Origin of the sequence: Saccharothrix variisporea (genome assembly GCF_003634995.1) — a bacterium.
Lineage (GTDB): Bacteria > Actinomycetota > Actinomycetes > Mycobacteriales > Pseudonocardiaceae > Actinosynnema > Actinosynnema variisporeum.
The window spans coordinates 9,233,705-9,249,977 of record NZ_RBXR01000001.1 but is presented as its reverse complement, the minus strand read 5'-3'; the positions used below and the strand labels follow the sequence as shown (position 1 = coordinate 9,249,977).

Sequence of the window (16,273 nt, the reverse complement as noted above, 5' to 3'; positions counted from 1 at the left end):
CGGCTGCAGCGCGCCCGGCGGGTGGGAGGTCTCAATGGCGAGTTCGTCCAGGCTCGGGCGGAGACGGTGGTCGGTCGCCGCGGTCGTGCTGGCGTTGTTGGGGTCGCTCGCCGTCACCGCCGCCCCCGCGCAGGCCCACCCCGGCCACGGCGAGGAGACGTTCAAGGCCCTCGTCTTCAGCAAGACCGCCGGCTTCCGCCACCCCTCCATCCCGACCGGCATCGCCGCGATCCAACAGCTCGGCGAAGACCACGGCTTCACGGTGGACAACACCGAGGACGCCGCCGCGTTCACCGACGCCAACCTCGCCCAGTACGAGGTCGTGATCTTCCTCTCCACCACCGGCGACGTCCTCGACGCCACCCAGCAGGCCGCGTTCGAGCGCTACATCAAGGCCGGCGGCGGGTACGCGGGCGTGCACGCCGCCGCCGACACCGAGTACGACTGGGCCTGGTACGGCGACCTCGTCGGCTCCTACTTCGCCGACCACCCCGCCCCGCAGGACGCGACCATCAAGGTCACCGACCCCGCGCACCCCTCCACCGCGCAGCTGCCGCAAACCTGGCGGCGCTTCGACGAGTGGTACAACTACCGCACCGACCCCTCCGCCAAGGCGCACGTGCTGGCCGAGCTGGACGAGACGTCCTACAGCGGCGGCAAGATGGGCTCCAGCCACCCGATCTCCTGGTGCCAGGACTTCGACGGCGGGCGCTCCTGGTACACCGGCCTGGGCCACACCGACGAGTCCTTCGCCGAACCGGCCTTCCTGGACCACCTGCTCAAGGGCATCCAGACCGCGGCCGGCGCCGTGGACGCCGACTGCACGGCCACCCGCACCAACGCCTTCGAGAAGGTCACCCTCGACGACACCACGGCCAACCCGATGGAGCTCACGATCGCCGACGACGGCCGCGTGTTCTACATCGACCGCAACGGCGCGGTCCGCATCGTCCGCCCGGACGGCGCGGTGGTCACCGCGGGCACGCTGAACGTCTACACCGGACAGGAGTTCGGCCTCCTCGGCATCGCGCTCGACCCGAACTTCGCCACCACCAACAACATCTACCTCTACTACTCCCCCGCCGGCAGCGAATCCGTCGACCGGGTCTCCCGGTTCACGCTGCAAGGCGACACGATCGTCCCCGGCAGCGAGAAGGTCGTGCTGACCATCACCACCCAGCGCGAGCAGTGCTGCCACGCCGGCGGCGCGCTGGAGTTCGACAACGACGGCAACCTCTACATCACCACCGGCGACAACTCCAACCCGTTCGCCTCGGACGGCTACGCGCCGCTGGACGAGACCCCCGGCCGCGCGCCCTGGGACTCGCAGCGCTCCTCGGCCAACAGCAACAACCTCAACGGCAAGATCCTGCGCATCACCCCGCAGCCGGACGGCACCTACACCGTCCCGGCGGGCAACATGTTCCCGCCCGGCACGGACAAGACCCGGCCCGAGATCTACGCGATGGGCTTCCGCAACCCGTTCCGCATCGGCCTGGACCCGAAGACCAACAAGCTCCAGGTCGCCGACTACGGCCCCGACGCCGGCAGCAGCAACCCGCAGCGCGGTCCGGACGGCCGCGTCGAGTGGAACATCGTGGACCGGCCCGGTTTCTACGGCTGGCCGTACTGCGTGGGCGACAACACCCCGTACGTCGACTACGACTTCGCCACCGGCGTGTCCGGCGCGCAGTTCGACTGCGCCCACCCGGTGAACAACTCCCCCAACAACACCGGCCTCACCGAGCTGCCCGCCGCGATCGGCACGAAGATCTGGCAGGGCAAGACCAGCACGGGCAACCCGGAGATCGGCGGCAGCGGCGCGCCGATGGCGGGCGGCACCTACCGGTACGACCCGCAGTCGACCTCCACGCGCAAGTGGCCGGCCTACTGGGACGGCAAGGCGATCTGGGGCGACTGGAACGACGGACGGCTGTTCTCCTTGCAGCTCAACGCCGAGGGCACCAGCGTCGTCGACATCAGCCGGATGCTGCCGGGCATGTCGTTCAACCGGGTGCACGCCATGCAGTTCGGCCCGGACGGCGCGCTGTACATGATCGAGTGGGGCTCCGGGTTCGGCGGCAACAACGCCGACAGCGGCGTCTACCGCATCGACTACGTGCGCGGCGACCGCAGCCCGGTCGCGGTGGCCAAGGCGGACAAGACCTCCGGGCACGCGCCGCTGACCGTGCGGTTCGACTCGGCCGGGTCGCGCGACCCGGACGGCGACCCGCTGACCTTCGCGTGGGACTTCGACGGCGACGGCACCACCGACAGCACCGAGACCGCGCCGAGCCACACCTACACCGCCAACGGCGACTACACCGCCCGGCTCACCGTCACCGACGGGGGCGGCCGGTCGGCGGTGGCCAACGTGCGGATCGTCGTCGGCAACACCCCGCCCGTGGTCACGCTGACCCTGCCCGCGGACGGCGGCTTCATCGACTTCGGCGACCAGGTGTCCTACAAGGTCACGGTCACCGACGCCGAGGACGGCACGGTCGACTGCCAGGACGTGATCGTGCAGCCCGGCCTGGGCCACGACGAGCACTCCCACGGCTACGAGCAGTACCGCGGCTGCGAGGGCCTCGCGCTGATGTCGGGCGACGAGGGCCACGTGGGCGCGAACATCTTCGGCGTCCTCACCGCGAAGTACACCGACAAGGGCGCCCCGGGCTCCGCCGCCCTCACCGGCGAGTCGATCGTCGTGCTCCAGCCCAAGCACAAGGAAGCCGAGTTCTACACCGCGACCGGCCGCACCGCGGACGGCATCGGCGAGGACTCGCCGGGCGTGCAGAGGGAGACCACCTCCGACACCGGCGGCGGCGAGAACATCGGGTTCATCACCGATGGTGACTGGTTCTCGCTGCGCCCGGCCACGCTCCAGGGCATCGACCAGGTGCGGTTCCGCGTCGCGGGGGCGTCGGAGGGCGGTCGACTGGAGGTCCGCGTCGGCGCACCGGACGGCCCGCTCGCGGGCACGGCGAGCTTCGCCGGCACCGGCGGCTGGCAGACCTGGACCACCGTCACCGCCGAGCTCGCCGACGACGTCCCGGCCGGGTCCGAGCTGTTCTTCGTCACCCGCCGCCCGGAGGGCACCTCCACGACCGGCTACCTGGCCAACCTGAACTGGCTGGAGTTCGCCGGTCGCGGCGTCACGCACAACCAGCGCCCCGCGGTCGACGTCTCCACCTCGACCGCCACGGGCACCGCGCCGTTGAAGGTCGACTTCACGGCGTCGGCCACCGACCCGGACGGCGACACCCCGATCAGCTACACGTGGGTGTTCGGCGACGGCGGCACCGCCACGGGCGCGTCGGTCAGCCACACCTACACCGCGCCCGGCACGTTCACCGCCAAGGTGACCGCGACGGACTCGCGCGGCGCGAGCGGCTCGAAGACCGTCCCGATCACCGTCCGCTCGCCCGACGTGACCTGCTTCTCCGGCCGCTCGGACGACTTCACCGGCACCACGCTCGACCGGGGTCGGTGGACCACCGTCGTGCGGGAGAACCAGCAGCTCGCGGTGCGCGACGGGCACCTGGTGATCCCGTCCGCGTCCTCGGACATCTACGGGACCACCAACAACACGCCCAACATCGTGCTCCAGGACCTGCCCTCCGGCCCGTTCCAGGCCACGGCCAAGCTGCGCTTCCCGGCGCGGCGCGCCTACCAGCAGGCCGGTCTGGTCATCTACGGCGACGACGACAACTACGCCAAGATGGTGCTCGAAGGCCGGTCGGACACCGACGACGCGGCGAACCGGATCTTCCAGTTCATCCGCGAGGAAGCCGGGTCGCCCAACGAGGTCGGTGAGTCCAATACGGCGCCGCTGGGCGCCGCGTACCCCGACACCGTGTGGGTGCGGTTCACCAGCGACGGGCAGAACCTGACCGCGTCCTACAGCGCGGACGGACAGGCGTTCACCGCGATGCCGCAGACCAAGGCGTTGGCGGGCATGGTGAACCCGAAGATCGGCCTGCTCTCGCTGGTCGGCGGCGGCGGTGACCGCCCGGTCGTGGACGCCGAGTTCGACTGGTTCACCGTCGTCCCCGACGACACCGCCACGGCAGACCCGAACGACGACTTCACCGGCAGCGCGCTCGACGGGTGCCGCTGGAACGCCGTCGTCCGCCCGAACCCGGCCGCGTACGGCGTCACGGACGGCAGCCTGCGCATCGACACCAGCAACGGCGACATCTACGGCGGCGCGACCGACGCCCCGAGCAACTTCATCCTCCAGCGCGCGCCCGAGGGCGACTGGGTGATCGAGACGGAGGTGGACGCGTCGGCGTTCGACGAGCGCTACCAGCAGGCGGGCCTGATCGCCTACCTGGACGACGCGAACTACGTGAAGCTGGACCAGCTCGCCGTCAACGAGGCCGGCACGCCGGTCCAGCGGGCGGTCGAGGTGCGGACCGAGAGCGGTGACGTGGTCGGCCAACCGCAGCCCAGCGCCAGTGTGACCGGCGGCGTGTGGCACCTGCGACTGGCCAAGTCCGGCACCACCTACACCGGTTCGTACAGCGCCGACGGGCAGACGTGGACGGCCCTGGAGCCGGTCGTCAACGCGAACCTGACCGGGGCGCGGATCGGCCTGTTCGCCCTGGGCGGGGCCCAGACCGCCGCGAAACCCGCGCTCTTCCGGCACTTCCTGCTCACCACCGACCGGACCGCTCCGGTGCTGTCGGTCGCCACCGACCCGGCGACGCCGGGCGCGGGCGGCTGGTGGACCACCCCGGTGACCGTCACGGCGTCCGCCGTCGACAACCAGCCGGGCGCGGTGCGCGTCGAGTACCGGGTCGGGACGGGTGCGTGGACCGCTTACACCGCACCGCTCTCCTTCGCCGACGACGGTGAGCGTGTGGTGACGTTCCGCGCGACCGACGCGGCGGGCAACGTCTCGGCCGAGCAGTCGACCACCGTCAAGGTCGACCGCACCGCCCCGCGCCTGACCGTGAAGACGGACAACTCCCCCGGCCCCGAGGGCTGGTGGACCACGAAGGCGCTGGTGTCGGCCACGGCCACCGACGACACGTCCGGCGGCCCGGTCCTGCAACACCGGGTGGACGGCGGCCCGTGGGTCCCCTACACCGGTCCGGTGGCGGTCGGCGACGGCACCCACCAGGTGGCGGTGCGGGCCACCGACGCGGCCGGCAACACCAGTGCCGAACAGGTGGTCCAGGTGAAGGTCGACACCGCACCCCCGGTCACGAAGGCCCAACGGGGAACGGCCGCCAACCGCGTCAAGCTCACCGCAACCGACGCCACCTCCGGCGTGGCCCGCACGGAGTACCGCATCTCGGGCGGCAAGTGGCAGGTCTACCGGGGCGGGGAGATCAAGGTCAAGCCGGACGGCAAGCAGTACGTGGAGTACCGGTCGATCGACGCGGCCGGCAACGTCGAACCCACCGGCCGCTACACCCCGCGGCCGGGCCACGACGACTGCTGGCAGGACATCTGACCCCGAGCCCGCCGGTGGGACCCGTCCCACCGGCGGGCGCTCCCGTCCCGTTCAGGAGTTCCGCCGGGCGTTGCGCGGGCCGGGCCGGCCCCAGGCGATGTCGTCCACCGCGAGGAACGGTTCCCCGACCACCGCGGTGGGGGTCAGGCCGGTGAAGGACACGACGTCGCGGTGCAGGTGGGACTGGTCGACGTAGCCGGTGTCGGCCGCCACCCCGGCCACGTCCCCGCCGGCGACGAGGTGGTGGACGGCGTGGTCGAAGCGGACCAGTCTCGCCGCGCGCTTGGGCGGCAGGCCGACCTGCGCCTGGAAGCGGGACCACAGGCGTTTGCGGCTCCACCCGACCTCCGCCGCCAACTGCTCGACGCGGACCGCGCCCCGCGTGGCGGCGATCCGGCGCCACGCCCACGACACCTCCGGCGCGGCCGGGGCGGCCTCCTCGACCCGGCGGGCCAGCCACTCGTCCACCCACGCGAAGCGGTCCGCCCACGTCGGCAGGTCGCCCAGCCGGCCGCTGACCCGGGCCGCCTCCCGACCCCAGAGGTCGTCGAGAGCCACGGCGGTGTCCCCCAGGTCGGTGGTGCCCAGCACCGCGTGCGCGACCACCGGGGACAGGCGCACTTGCAAGGCCTCGAAACCGTCCACCCGCTCGGCGCGCAGGACATCGCCGAACCCCACCCCGGTGGCGAAACTCCCCCGCTGCCGTCGCCCACCGCCGTCCCGCACGTCGATCGCGCCGCCGACCACCAGGACGAGGGTCACGGTCGGGTGCGGGATCAGCCGGAGCGCGGGCGGGGTGACGCCGCGGTCGCGGAACCCGGCCATGGCGACGCCGGGCACCCGGCTGGGACGGTCGGGGCAGGCGATGTCCCACAACACCGGGTAGTCAGGTTCAGAGCGGCCGGCCCCCATGCCGCCATGCTACGCACGCCCGGTCGGAACATTCGTCCAAGCCACCGACGCCCGCCGGCGGCGACAGTGCACCCATGTCCCACGAAGGAATCCACGTGCACCAGGACGGCCCGACCGACGCCCCGGCGTTGCTGCTCATCCACGGAACCGGCGCGTCGGCGCGCTACTGGGACCCGATGGTCCCGCTGCTGACCGGTGCCCACCACGTCATCCGGATCGACCTCCTCGGGTGCGGGAGCTCGCCGGTGCCCGAGGACGGGAACTACGCCGTCCCACACCAGGCACGCCTGGTCGGCGCGGCACTGGACAGGCTCGGCGTCACCCACGTCACCGCCGTCGGCCACTCCAGCGGCGGCGCGTTCGCCACCGCCCTGGCCGAAACACACCCCGACCTGGTGACCGCTCTGGTGCTGATCAACACCGGCCCCGACCTGTCCGCCTACACCGCGACGGACGTCCCGTTCCCGGCGACGCCGTGGGATGAGCTGACCGACGACCAGATCCGCCAAGCCATCAGCGGCGCGTTCGCGCCCGGCTTCGAGATCCCCCAGACCCTCGTGGACCAGTTCCGCACCACCGACCTCGCGGTCTTCGGCCAGATCTCCCAAGCGTTCCGGTCGTACCTGGACGAACTCCCCCTCCCCCCACGACTCACCCCGCTGGGCAAACCCCTCCTGGTCCTCTTCGGCGAACAGGACCGCCGCTGGCGCCCCTCCTCCGCCGGCGACTACCTCACCGTCTCGGGCGCGACGGTCACGATGCTGCCCGACGTGGGCCACTCGCCGAACGTGGAATCCCCATCCCGCACCGCCGCGCACCTCCTGGCCTTCACCACGGCCCTTCGGGGCGAGTAGCGGCACGGCCGACCCGGACGCCGAAAAAGGACACGAGGCCCGCCGCGTCCGGCCGCTAGGCTGCGATCCTCGTCGACTCGGGGGAGTCTCGTGCAGGACGTCACGTTCGCCAACGACGGTGTGGTGTTGGCCGGTTCGCTGTCATTGCCCGACCGTGGTGCGCCGGTCGCCGGTGTGGTCATGGTGGGTGGGTCGGGGCCGTCGGACCGGAACAACGACACGCACTTCCCGCCGATCCGGGAGCACTTGGTGGACGCCGGGATCGCCGTGCTGTCCTACGACAAGCGCGGGGTCGGCGGGTCGTCCGGGGACTGGCTCGACGCGACGATCGACGACCTCGCCGCCGACGCGGCCGCCGCGCTGGACTTCCTGCGGGCGCGGCCGGAGGTGCGCGGCGAGACGGTCGGGTTGTTCGGGCACAGCGAAGGTGGCTGGGTCGTCCTGCGTGCCACCACGCTGCGGGACGGCGTGCCGTGGGTGGTCACCAACGGTGGTCCCGGCATGACACCCGCTGAGCAGGACCGGTACGCGTGGGCCGGCGTCCTGCGGCGCACCGAGGGGATCACCGACGGCGAGGTCGACGCCGCGCTGGCCGCCTACGACCGGATCGTCGAGGCGGGTCGACGGGACGCCGACTTCGCCGAGGTGGCCCGGCTCGCCCAGTCGCCGCCGACCGCGTTCACCGAGCACGCGTTGGAGGTGGACGAGCGCTACTGGGCGTTCCTCAAGCGCAAGCTGGACCACGACCCCGTCCCGGACGCCGTGCGCCTGCGCTGCCCGCACCTGGCGATCTTCGGCGCGGACGACCAGTTGGTCCCGGTGGCCGACAGCATCCACCTGTTCGGCACGGCCGCCGGCCACCCCGACCGCGACCGCCGGGCGACGCTGACGGTGGAGGTGTTCCCCGGTGCGGACCACCGCGTCCGCACCGGCACCGGCCTGGCGCCCGGCTACCTCGACGCCCTGACCCGGTGGATCACCGGCCGGACGGGAGACTCCCGTCACGAGCCCGACCGCGGGACCCCCGCCGATCACTAGCATCACCGGTCATGCGCGCCGTGTTCCCCGGCTCCTTCGACCCGGCCACCTCCGGGCACCTCGACGTCGCACGTCGGGCCGCGGGCATGTTCGACGAGGTCGTCATGTGCGTGCTGACCAACCCGGCGAAGACCGGCCGCCTACCTCTCGCCGAACGGCTGGCCCTGCTGACCGACATGACCAGCGACCTGGCCAACGTCACCGTCGACTCCAGCCTCGGCCGGCTCCTGGTGGACTACTGCCGCGAAGCGCGGATCGACGTGGTCGTGCGGGGTGTGCGCACGCCGGTCGACCTGGAGCACGAGTTGCCGATGGCGCACATGAACCTCCACCTGGCCGGCATCGAAACCCTCCTCCTCCCGGCCGACCGGGCACACGCCCACATCTCCTCCACCCTCGTCGCGGAGACGACCCGCCACTGACCCCAGCACTGTACACAGTGGACAGTGCGGTGCAGGGCGGTGTGGCGCTTGGAGGAACCGCGATAGCGCCATTGGACGGCCGGCACCGGGAGAGCAGTGGTTGCTGCCCGTTTGGCCGTCGCCGCGATCATTGGCGCGCACCGGATCCACGGCCATCATCCCCCGCAGGACCCGGACAGCGAGGCGGGCTTGCATGGGTGGACACGTCGAGGGCGCGGACCGGTTGCCCGACCCCGGGCGTCCGGTGCGACGCGACCCGACGCCGAGCGGACCGCCGGTCGTCCGCCGACTGCTCGGGTTGCAGGCCTCGGCGGGCAACGCGGCGGTCGCCGGTGCGCTCCAGCCCGAGCAGGAGGCGCTGGTCGCCCGACTGCGCGCCCGGCTCCAGGCCGATCCCGACGACCGGACGGGCGCGGTGCGCCGGCAGTTGGCGGCGCTCGACCCCGAGGCGCGCCGGCGGGTCGTGACCGCGCTCGGCGACCGGCTCCCGGACCGGCTGCGCGGCGGCGAGACACCCGCCGCACCGCCCGCCAAGCCCACCTCGCCCGCCAAGCCCACCCAGCACGCCCAGCCCACCCAGCACGCCCAGCCCACCCAACACGCCCCGGTGCCGCAGCCCGCGTCGCCCCAGCCGCCCCGGCCACCGAAGGTGCCGAAACCGCCCACACCGCCCCGGAAGTCGGCCCGGCCGCCCGGTCCGGTGGAGCGCAAGGCACCGGCGGTCGCACCGGCACCCGTGGAGGTCAGGCGCGAACCGGCCGCGCCACCCGTGCCGGACAGCGGTTCCGCGCTGGACTCGGTGGAGGTCGCACCCCGGCAGCGCAACGCCCTCGCCCGGCTCCGCGAGCACGTCGCCGCGAAGAAGGGCGAGATCACCGCCGCCCTGGCCGCCGCGCGGCAAGCCGTTGCGACCAGGGTGGTGGCCGGTCGGGAGAGCGCCGCGCAAGAGGTCGCCGCCCTCACCACCCGCTTGAACGCCGAGTTCGACGCGGCGGAAGCCGGGGTGCGCACCCACATCGCCGAACAGACCACCACCGTCCGGGCCGCGATCGCCGCAGGCCGGACCGAAGCCGCCGCGGCGACGACCGAGCAGAGCACCCGGCTGGGCGTCGAGGGCCACGCCCACGCCACGGCCGTCCGCGCGGCGGGCACCGAAAAGGCGACCGCGACCCGCGAACTGGGCCGAACGGAGGCACAGCGCGCCCGGGACACCGCGACCGGGCACGCGACCGATGCCGACCGGCGCGGCCGGGGCCGGGCGGGCGCGATCACCGACGCCGACCCCGACCGGGCCGACGCCCGCGCGCAGGCGGTGCGGCAGGTCGGCACCGCCCAGGCCGACGAACTGCGCCAGGTCGCACCGCCCGCCGCGCAGTTCGCGCTCACCGAGGCGAACCGGATCGCCACCGGGATCGGCGAGCAGACCACCAAGGTCGCCGCCGAGGTCGACGCGGCCGTGCCCGCCGGGCAGCACACCGTCCGGGACATCGGGGCGGCCGTCCAGGAGGGGCTGGGCACCGGCGCGGCCGGCGCGGTCGAGGCCCTGACCGCGATCGAGACCCGAGCCCTCCAGGAGCTGCGTGAACTGCGGGCGACCACCCTGGCCACCGCCCGCGACCTGGGCGGGCGGCTCGTCGCCCAGGTGGACGCGGTGGAACGGGCGGCCCTGGACCAGGCCGGGCACGGCGCGGACCTCGCTCTGCGCGGCCTGGACGACACGGCGGTGGCGAGTCTCGGTCGGTCCTCGGGGTTCACCGCGGTGGACCGCGTGGCCGCCCAGACCACCAGCGCCCTGGAGGCGCTCGACCCGACCGTGGCCGGCGAGCTCGACGCGGTCCTCGCGCAGGGCCGCACGGCCGGGACCGAACTGGAGCAGACGGCACGCGGCGGGACCGAGCAGGCCCAGGCGGGCGTGCGGCAGGCCGCGGCGACCGTGACCACCCGCGTCCAGGACGGGGTCGACCGGCAGGTCCGCCAGGGGCGGGAGGCGGCGACCGGCAGCGCCGACCGGCTGCTGACCGCGCTGGCCGACACGTCCGGCAAGACCGTCGCCGAGGTCGGCACCACCCACGACCGGTCGCGGGCGACGATCACCGAAGGCGTCACGGACTCGTTGGCGCACAACGCGTCGGCGCTGGCGTCGCTGGACGGCAACCTGGCCCGCGCGGAGGCCGAGGCTCAGCAGGAGTACGACCGGCCCGCGTGGCAGAAGGTGCTGCTCGCGCTCGGCAAGGCGGTGCTCTACCTGGCCGCCGCGATCCTGGCCACCCTGGTCATCGCGGCGGTCATCTTCGTCGGCGCGCTGATCCTGGCCAAGCTCGGCCTGGTCGCCGCCATCAGCTTCGCCGCCGCCGCGGTGATCGCCGTCGTGGTGCTCGCGGTCGCGGGGTTCCTCTACGAGTGCGTCACCCGGGCCCAGGCCTACCGGGCGGAACACGGGCCGACGTCGGGGTTCTGGCAGACGTTGGGCGTCACGGCCGGGATCGTGCTCGCCAGCGCGGGCAGCCTGGTCGGCCTCACCCAGATCATCGAGGGCGCGCGGGGCAAGCGGTTCTTCAGCGACCGGGAGATGTCCTCGCAGGAGCGGTACGACCTGGTGGTCGGCGGCATCTTCCAGGTCTTCGTGCTGTTCTTCGGCGGCCGGATCGTCCGGGGCCTGCGCGCCTCGCCCAAACCGGTCGACCCGCCGCCACCGCCCGTCCGGCCGCCCCCGGTGGAGGAGCCGCCGGTGCGCCCGCCACCGGTCGAGGAGCCCCCGACACCGGTCGAGGAACCGCCGGTGGTGGAGGAGCCGCCGGTGGTCGAGGAACCGCCGGTGCCCAACCGGTCGCTGGGCCTGCGGCAGGAGGCCGTGGACGCCATCGCCAAGTTGGAGAACCTCAAGAAGAACCCGGTCGGCGAGATCAACCGCGAGCCCAACCACAACCACTACAGCGCCGCCCGGCGGGAGGCCCGGGGCGAGGTCGTCGCGCGCAAGGCCAACGGACGGCCGTTCTCGCACATCCGCGACCTGCAGGAGGCGTGCGACGGCCTGTTCAACGTGCGGGAGACCCTCAGCCGCGAGGCCCACAACCCGCCCGACACCATGACCGAGCGCGGCATGCACGTGCTGCTGGAACGGCTCAGCGAGGTCAACCGGCTGATCAACCGGCTCGCCGGGTTCCTCAACGAGATCGGGCACGGCTCGTTCCCGCCGTACCATGAGTGGCCACCCGGCAGCTGACCAGGGGAGATGTCGTGCTGGACGAGACACGTCAGCGGGAGCGGCGGCTGCGGGAGCGCTGGCTGACCGAGCGGGGCCGGGCCGCGCTCGACGCCGCGCTGACCGCGCTGCGGACCGGTGGCGACTGGCGGGCGCACCTGGTGGACCTGCCGGAGGTGGCGGACACCGACGGCCGGGACCTGCGCGCCGCGCCGTGCGCGGGCCGGGACCTGACCGGTGTCGACCTGTCCGGCGCGGAACTGGAGTTCGCGGACCTGAGCGCCGCCCGCCTGGGGGACGCCGTGCTGCGGAACGCCTCGCTGGCCCACGCCAAGCTGCCGGGTGCCGACCTGACCGGCGCGGACGCCAGCGGAGCGCTGCTGGCCATGGCCGACCTGACCGGGGCGACGGTCGTGGCCGCCACGCTGCGCGGCACCGCGTTCACCGGGGCCGACCTGACCGGAGCCGACTTCTCCCGCAGCGACCTGACGGGCGCGAGCCTGTTCGGCGCGACCCTGCACGGCACCCGCTTCGAGGACGCGGTGCTCGACGACGTCCGACGCGGCGGTTTCGCCGCACCGTCCACACCGGACTCCTGAAGCCGGTCGACCGTGCCCGGAGTCGACGGTGGCGGTGCCGCCGGGCCGGGTCAGCCGCCCACGTGGATGCCGGGCCGGCGCTCCGGGTCGGGCTCGACCGACCGGATGATCTCGCGCACGACCGGTGCGGTGTCGCCGCGGCCCAGGAGCAGGTAGCGGAACAGGTGGCCGAGCGGGTTGCCCTCGCTCCACGCGAAGTGGCAGTGCGGGCGGACGCCGGTGCAGTCGCGCAGGGTCAGCAGGATCGCGGCGATGGCGTTGGGCGCGGCCGGGCTGTCCGCGCGCAGGACGCGGTACCCGCCGACCTCCACCCCGCGCACCTTCAGCACGTCGCTGAAGTCCGACGGGTCCACCACGTCGATCTCCAGGAACAGGATTTCCGCCTGACCGGGCACCGGGTTGACCCCGCGCTGCTCGGCCTCCTTCTCGCGGTACTCGGCCTCGTCCCCGGTCTGGCGGCGGTTGGCGACGAGGGTCAGCGCGCCGTCGAACGCGAGGGAGTCGGCGACGAACCGGCGGGCGTCCTCGTCGAACTCGATGTGCTCGACCCGCAGCTCGGTCGTCCGGGAGATGCGGGAGACCAGGGAGATCGCGACGACGCCGACGATGAAGAACGCCGAGATGGTCAGCCCGTCCGGCTTCTCGATGACGTTCTCCACCAGCGCGTACACCAGGACCAGCGTCAGCACCGTGAACCCGACCGCCGCGGGCCTTCGGCGCTTGCGCACGGCGGAGATGGTCACGGCCAGCGCGCCGGACACCATCATCGCGAGGATCCCGGTCGCGTACGCGCCGGCCTGGGCGTTGACGTCGGCCCCGAAGAGGATCGTGATCAGGACGCACACGGCGGTGTAGACGAGCACGACCGGCCGCACCGCGCGCGACCACTCCGGCGCCATCCCGTAGGAGGGCAGGTAGCGCGGCACGATGTTGATCAGGCCCGCCATCGCGGACGCGCCGGCGAACCACAGGATCAGGATGCTGCTGATGTCGTAGACGGTGCCGAAGGCCTCGCCGAGGTGCTCGTGGGCGAGGTAGGCCAGGGCACGGCCGTTGGCGGCGCCACCGGGCCGGAACGCCTCCGCCGGGATGAGCACGGTGGTGATGAAGCTCGTGGTGATCAGGTAGACCGACATGACCAGCGCGGCGGTGGTGAGCAGCTTGCGGGTGTTGCGGATCCGGCTCGCCAGCCGTTCCCGCGGCGTCGTCCCGTCCGCGGCCACCAGCGGCATCATGCTCACGCCCGTCTCGAACCCGGACAGGCCGAGCACCAGCAGCGGGAACGCCAGGATCGCCGGCCCGACCACGTCACCGCCGGCGGTCAGGGCGTCCAGCCACCGGTCGAGGGCCACCGGCTCGGACACCAGGTCGACCACGCCCGCGCCGACGATCACCGCGTTGAGCGCCAGGAAGACCGCCACCAGCGGGATCGCGACCCCGACCGCCTCGCTGAACCCGAGCAGGAACACCCCGCCCAGCACCAGCAGCAGCACCACCGTCACCAGCACTTCGTGACCGTGCAGGAAGCCGGGCGCGAGGGGGTTCTCCAGCAGGTGCACGGTCGCGTCCGCCGAGGACAGCGTGATCGTGATGATCCACGACGTGGCCACGAACCCCAGCAGCACCAGCACGAACACCTTGCCCCGCCAGAACGGCAGCAGCCGCTCCAGCATGGCCACCGAGCCCTGCCCGTGCGGGCTCTCCTTCGCCACCCGCCGGTACATGGGCAGCATCCCGAACAGCGTCAACGCCACGATCAGCAGCGTGGCCAGCGGCGACAGCGCGCCGGCGGCCAAGGCGGCGATCGCGGGCAGGTAGGACAGCGTGGAGAAGTAGTCCACGCCGGTCAGGCACATCACCTTCCACCAGGCCTGCGGCTCGGCGTGCGACTCGTCGCTCTCCGGACCCACCACCGGCTGCACCCGGTGCCGCAACAGCCACCGCCCGAACGCCGTGGCCGGCGGTCTCGGCCGCACCGGGCTGTCGACGCGCGGCGGTACTCCGGTGGTGCAGGTCATGCCACATCTCCCCGTTGATGTCGTGGTCCGATCAAGCATGAACGGTGGAAACGCCGGCGACCGCGTCAAGATCCCGTAAGGACCGGTGCGACGCCGGACACGTGGGCGCGGTGTCAGACGGTGTCAGCGCCGTGACCGCTCGGTGTCAGGACGGCCGGTGATCGTGGTCCTCGAGCGAACGGCCCGACCACCCCGGACGGGCCACCAGGGAAAGGGACCACCACCATGAACACCGCGTCCGAGCAGGTCGAGCAGGGCTGGGGCAAGGTCGCCGACGTCTTCCGCGCGAACTTCGCCGACGGCGGCGAGGTCGGCGCGGCGGTCAGCGTCTACGCCGGCGGTCGGCCCGTGGTCACGCTGTTCGACGGCCTGGCCGACCGCGAGGCGAACCGGCCGTGGCGCGAGGACACCATCGTCCAGGTCGCCTCCACCACCAAGGGCGCCGCCGCGATCTGCGCGCACATGCTCGTGGAGCGCGGCGAGCTGGACCTGGACGCCCCGGTGACCCGGTACTGGCCGGAGTTCGGCGCGAACGGCAAGCAGGACGTCCCCGTCCGCTGGCTGCTCTCCCACCAGGTCGGCCTGCCGATCGTCGACGGGCCGCTGACCTTCGAGGAGGCGTGCGCGTGGGACCCGGTCATCCGCGCATTGGAGGCCCAGAAGCCGCTGTGGGAGCCGGGCACCGAGCACGTCTACCACAGCATCACCTACGGCTTCCTGGTCGGCGAGGTCGTCCGCCGGATCACCGGGAAGTCCCTGGGCACCTTCTTCGCCGAGCAGGTCGCCGCACCGCTGGGCCTGCGCGCCTGGATCGGGCTGCCCGAGCACGAAGAACCGCAGGTCGCGGCCCTGCACTTCGCCGCGCCGTTCAGCGTCGAGGAGCTACTGGCCGGGATGATCAAGGTGACCGGGCTCGACGCCGACACCGTCACCGCGTGGGTCCAGGCCGTGTGGGGCGCGGACTCCGTCCAGGCGCGCGCCGGCGAGCTCGGCGGAGCCCTGGACAACTCCACCGCCTACTTCACCACCCGCGCCTGGCGGGCCGCGGAGTTCCCCGCCGCGAACATGGTCGCCGACGCCCACTCCATCGCCCGCATGTACGCCGCCACCGTCAGCGACGTCGAGGGCGTCCGCCTGCTCAACCCCGACACGGTCGCCACCATGACGGAGATCCAGACCGACAAGACGCGGATGCACGGGCTGCCGCCGGGCCTGGAGATCCCGGCCGACCGGTCCTTCAACATGTCCCTGGGCTTCTGGCGGTCCTGCCCGCCGATGCCGATGGTCGGGCCGGGCTCGTTCGGCCACCCCGGCTCCGGCGGGTCCATCGGCTTCGCCGACCCCGACGCCGAGGTGGGCTTCGCCTACGTCACCAACCTGTGGAACTTCCGCCCCGACGACCCGCGCGCGGCCGACCTCGCCACGGCGGTCCGCGACTGCCTGGGCTGAGACCGCGACCCACCGCGCCGCCCACCTGAGCGAGGTGGGTGGCGCGGCGCTGAGCCGGTGGACCGGTGGTGGGTCAGACCCCGCCGAAGCGGGTGTCGGGATCGGGCAGGCCCAGCATGGACAGCAGTTCGACGCAGTCGCGCGGGTCGAGCGAGTGCCCGGCCACGGTCAGTGCGGCACGGGTGCGCTGCACGGCTTCGACCTCGTCGGCGGCGGCCCGGGCGGCGGCGAAACCACCGTCTGACCGCGTGCGGTGGGGCCGTACCGGGGTCGACGCGGCGGTGGGGGCGTACAGGTGGTCCGACGGCAAGCCGG

At 72.9% G+C, this 16,273-nt stretch carries 10 protein-coding genes; 7 read left to right on the top strand and 3 right to left on the bottom strand.

Annotated elements, in window-relative coordinates:
• Positions 1 to 34 precede the first annotated feature (34 nt).
• Positions 35 to 5,464, top strand: a complete 5,430-nt coding sequence (locus tag DFJ66_RS41385; protein WP_121230211.1) for a ThuA domain-containing protein — start codon at positions 35 to 37, stop codon at positions 5,462 to 5,464.
• A 51-nt stretch (positions 5,465 to 5,515) separates the two neighbouring features.
• On the opposite strand, the gene DFJ66_RS41380 is transcribed toward DFJ66_RS41385, so the two are convergent.
• The gene (locus DFJ66_RS41380; RefSeq protein ID WP_121230209.1) at positions 5,516 to 6,376 is read right to left on the bottom strand and encodes a helix-turn-helix domain-containing protein; all 861 of its coding nucleotides are present in this window, start codon (positions 6,374 to 6,376) and stop codon (positions 5,516 to 5,518) included.
• A gap of 74 nt (positions 6,377 to 6,450) precedes the next feature.
• Between DFJ66_RS41380 and DFJ66_RS41375 the strand changes: the two genes are divergently transcribed.
• The 5 genes from DFJ66_RS41375 to DFJ66_RS41355 all read left to right on the top strand — a co-directional run bounded on the left by DFJ66_RS41375 (position 6,451) and on the right by DFJ66_RS41355 (position 12,491).
• The gene (locus DFJ66_RS41375; protein WP_121230207.1) at positions 6,451 to 7,230 is read left to right on the top strand and encodes an alpha/beta fold hydrolase; all 780 of its coding nucleotides are present in this window, start codon (positions 6,451 to 6,453) and stop codon (positions 7,228 to 7,230) included.
• A gap of 90 nt (positions 7,231 to 7,320) precedes the next feature.
• Positions 7,321 to 8,268, top strand: coding sequence for an alpha/beta hydrolase family protein (locus DFJ66_RS41370; RefSeq protein ID WP_170200046.1), 948 nt, complete (start codon positions 7,321 to 7,323; stop codon positions 8,266 to 8,268).
• An 11-nt stretch (positions 8,269 to 8,279) separates the two neighbouring features.
• On the top strand, positions 8,280 to 8,690 hold the full coding sequence (gene coaD, locus DFJ66_RS41365) for a pantetheine-phosphate adenylyltransferase (protein ID WP_121230203.1): 411 nt from the start codon (positions 8,280 to 8,282) through the stop codon (positions 8,688 to 8,690).
• Positions 8,691 to 8,883: 193 nt separating this feature from the next.
• On the top strand, positions 8,884 to 11,913 hold the full coding sequence (locus DFJ66_RS41360) for a polymorphic toxin type 28 domain-containing protein (RefSeq protein ID WP_121230201.1): 3,030 nt from the start codon (positions 8,884 to 8,886) through the stop codon (positions 11,911 to 11,913).
• Entirely contained in the window at positions 11,895 to 12,491 is a 597-nt protein-coding gene (locus DFJ66_RS41355; protein ID WP_121230199.1) for a pentapeptide repeat-containing protein, read from the top strand. The genes DFJ66_RS41360 and DFJ66_RS41355 overlap by 19 nt, the downstream gene beginning before the upstream one ends.
• Positions 12,492 to 12,541: 50 nt before the next feature.
• Here DFJ66_RS41355 and DFJ66_RS41350 read toward each other — a convergent pair whose 3' ends face one another.
• Positions 12,542 to 14,509, bottom strand: a complete 1,968-nt coding sequence (locus tag DFJ66_RS41350) for an APC family permease (protein ID WP_121230197.1) — start codon at positions 14,507 to 14,509, stop codon at positions 12,542 to 12,544.
• Positions 14,510 to 14,734: 225 nt separating this feature from the next.
• Between DFJ66_RS41350 and DFJ66_RS41345 the strand changes: the two genes are divergently transcribed.
• A complete protein-coding gene (locus DFJ66_RS41345; protein WP_121230195.1) occupies positions 14,735 to 15,958 on the top strand; it encodes a serine hydrolase domain-containing protein in 1,224 nt (407 codons plus the stop codon).
• 73 nt (positions 15,959 to 16,031) lie between these two features.
• Here the strand turns inward: DFJ66_RS41345 and DFJ66_RS41340 are convergent, their stop codons facing one another.
• A complete protein-coding gene (locus tag DFJ66_RS41340) occupies positions 16,032 to 16,268 on the bottom strand; it encodes a hypothetical protein (protein ID WP_121230193.1) in 237 nt (78 codons plus the stop codon).
• Positions 16,269 to 16,273: the final 5 nt, after the last annotated feature.

Bases quoted from the DNA above. Each gene is read 5' to 3' on its own strand.
- DFJ66_RS41350 (WP_121230197.1), bottom strand. From the start codon at position 14,509: ATGACCTGCACCACCGGAGTACCGCCGCGCGTCGACAGCCCGGTGCGG.
- coaD (WP_121230203.1), top strand. From the start codon at position 8,280: ATGCGCGCCGTGTTCCCCGGCTCCTTCGACCCGGCCACCTCCGGGCAC.
- DFJ66_RS41380 (WP_121230209.1), bottom strand. From the start codon at position 6,376: ATGGGGGCCGGCCGCTCTGAACCTGACTACCCGGTGTTGTGGGACATC.
- DFJ66_RS41345 (WP_121230195.1), top strand. From the start codon at position 14,735: ATGAACACCGCGTCCGAGCAGGTCGAGCAGGGCTGGGGCAAGGTCGCC.
- DFJ66_RS41385 (WP_121230211.1), top strand. From the start codon at position 35: ATGGCGAGTTCGTCCAGGCTCGGGCGGAGACGGTGGTCGGTCGCCGCG.
- DFJ66_RS41360 (WP_121230201.1), top strand. From the start codon at position 8,884: ATGGGTGGACACGTCGAGGGCGCGGACCGGTTGCCCGACCCCGGGCGT.
- DFJ66_RS41375 (WP_121230207.1), top strand. From the start codon at position 6,451: ATGTCCCACGAAGGAATCCACGTGCACCAGGACGGCCCGACCGACGCC.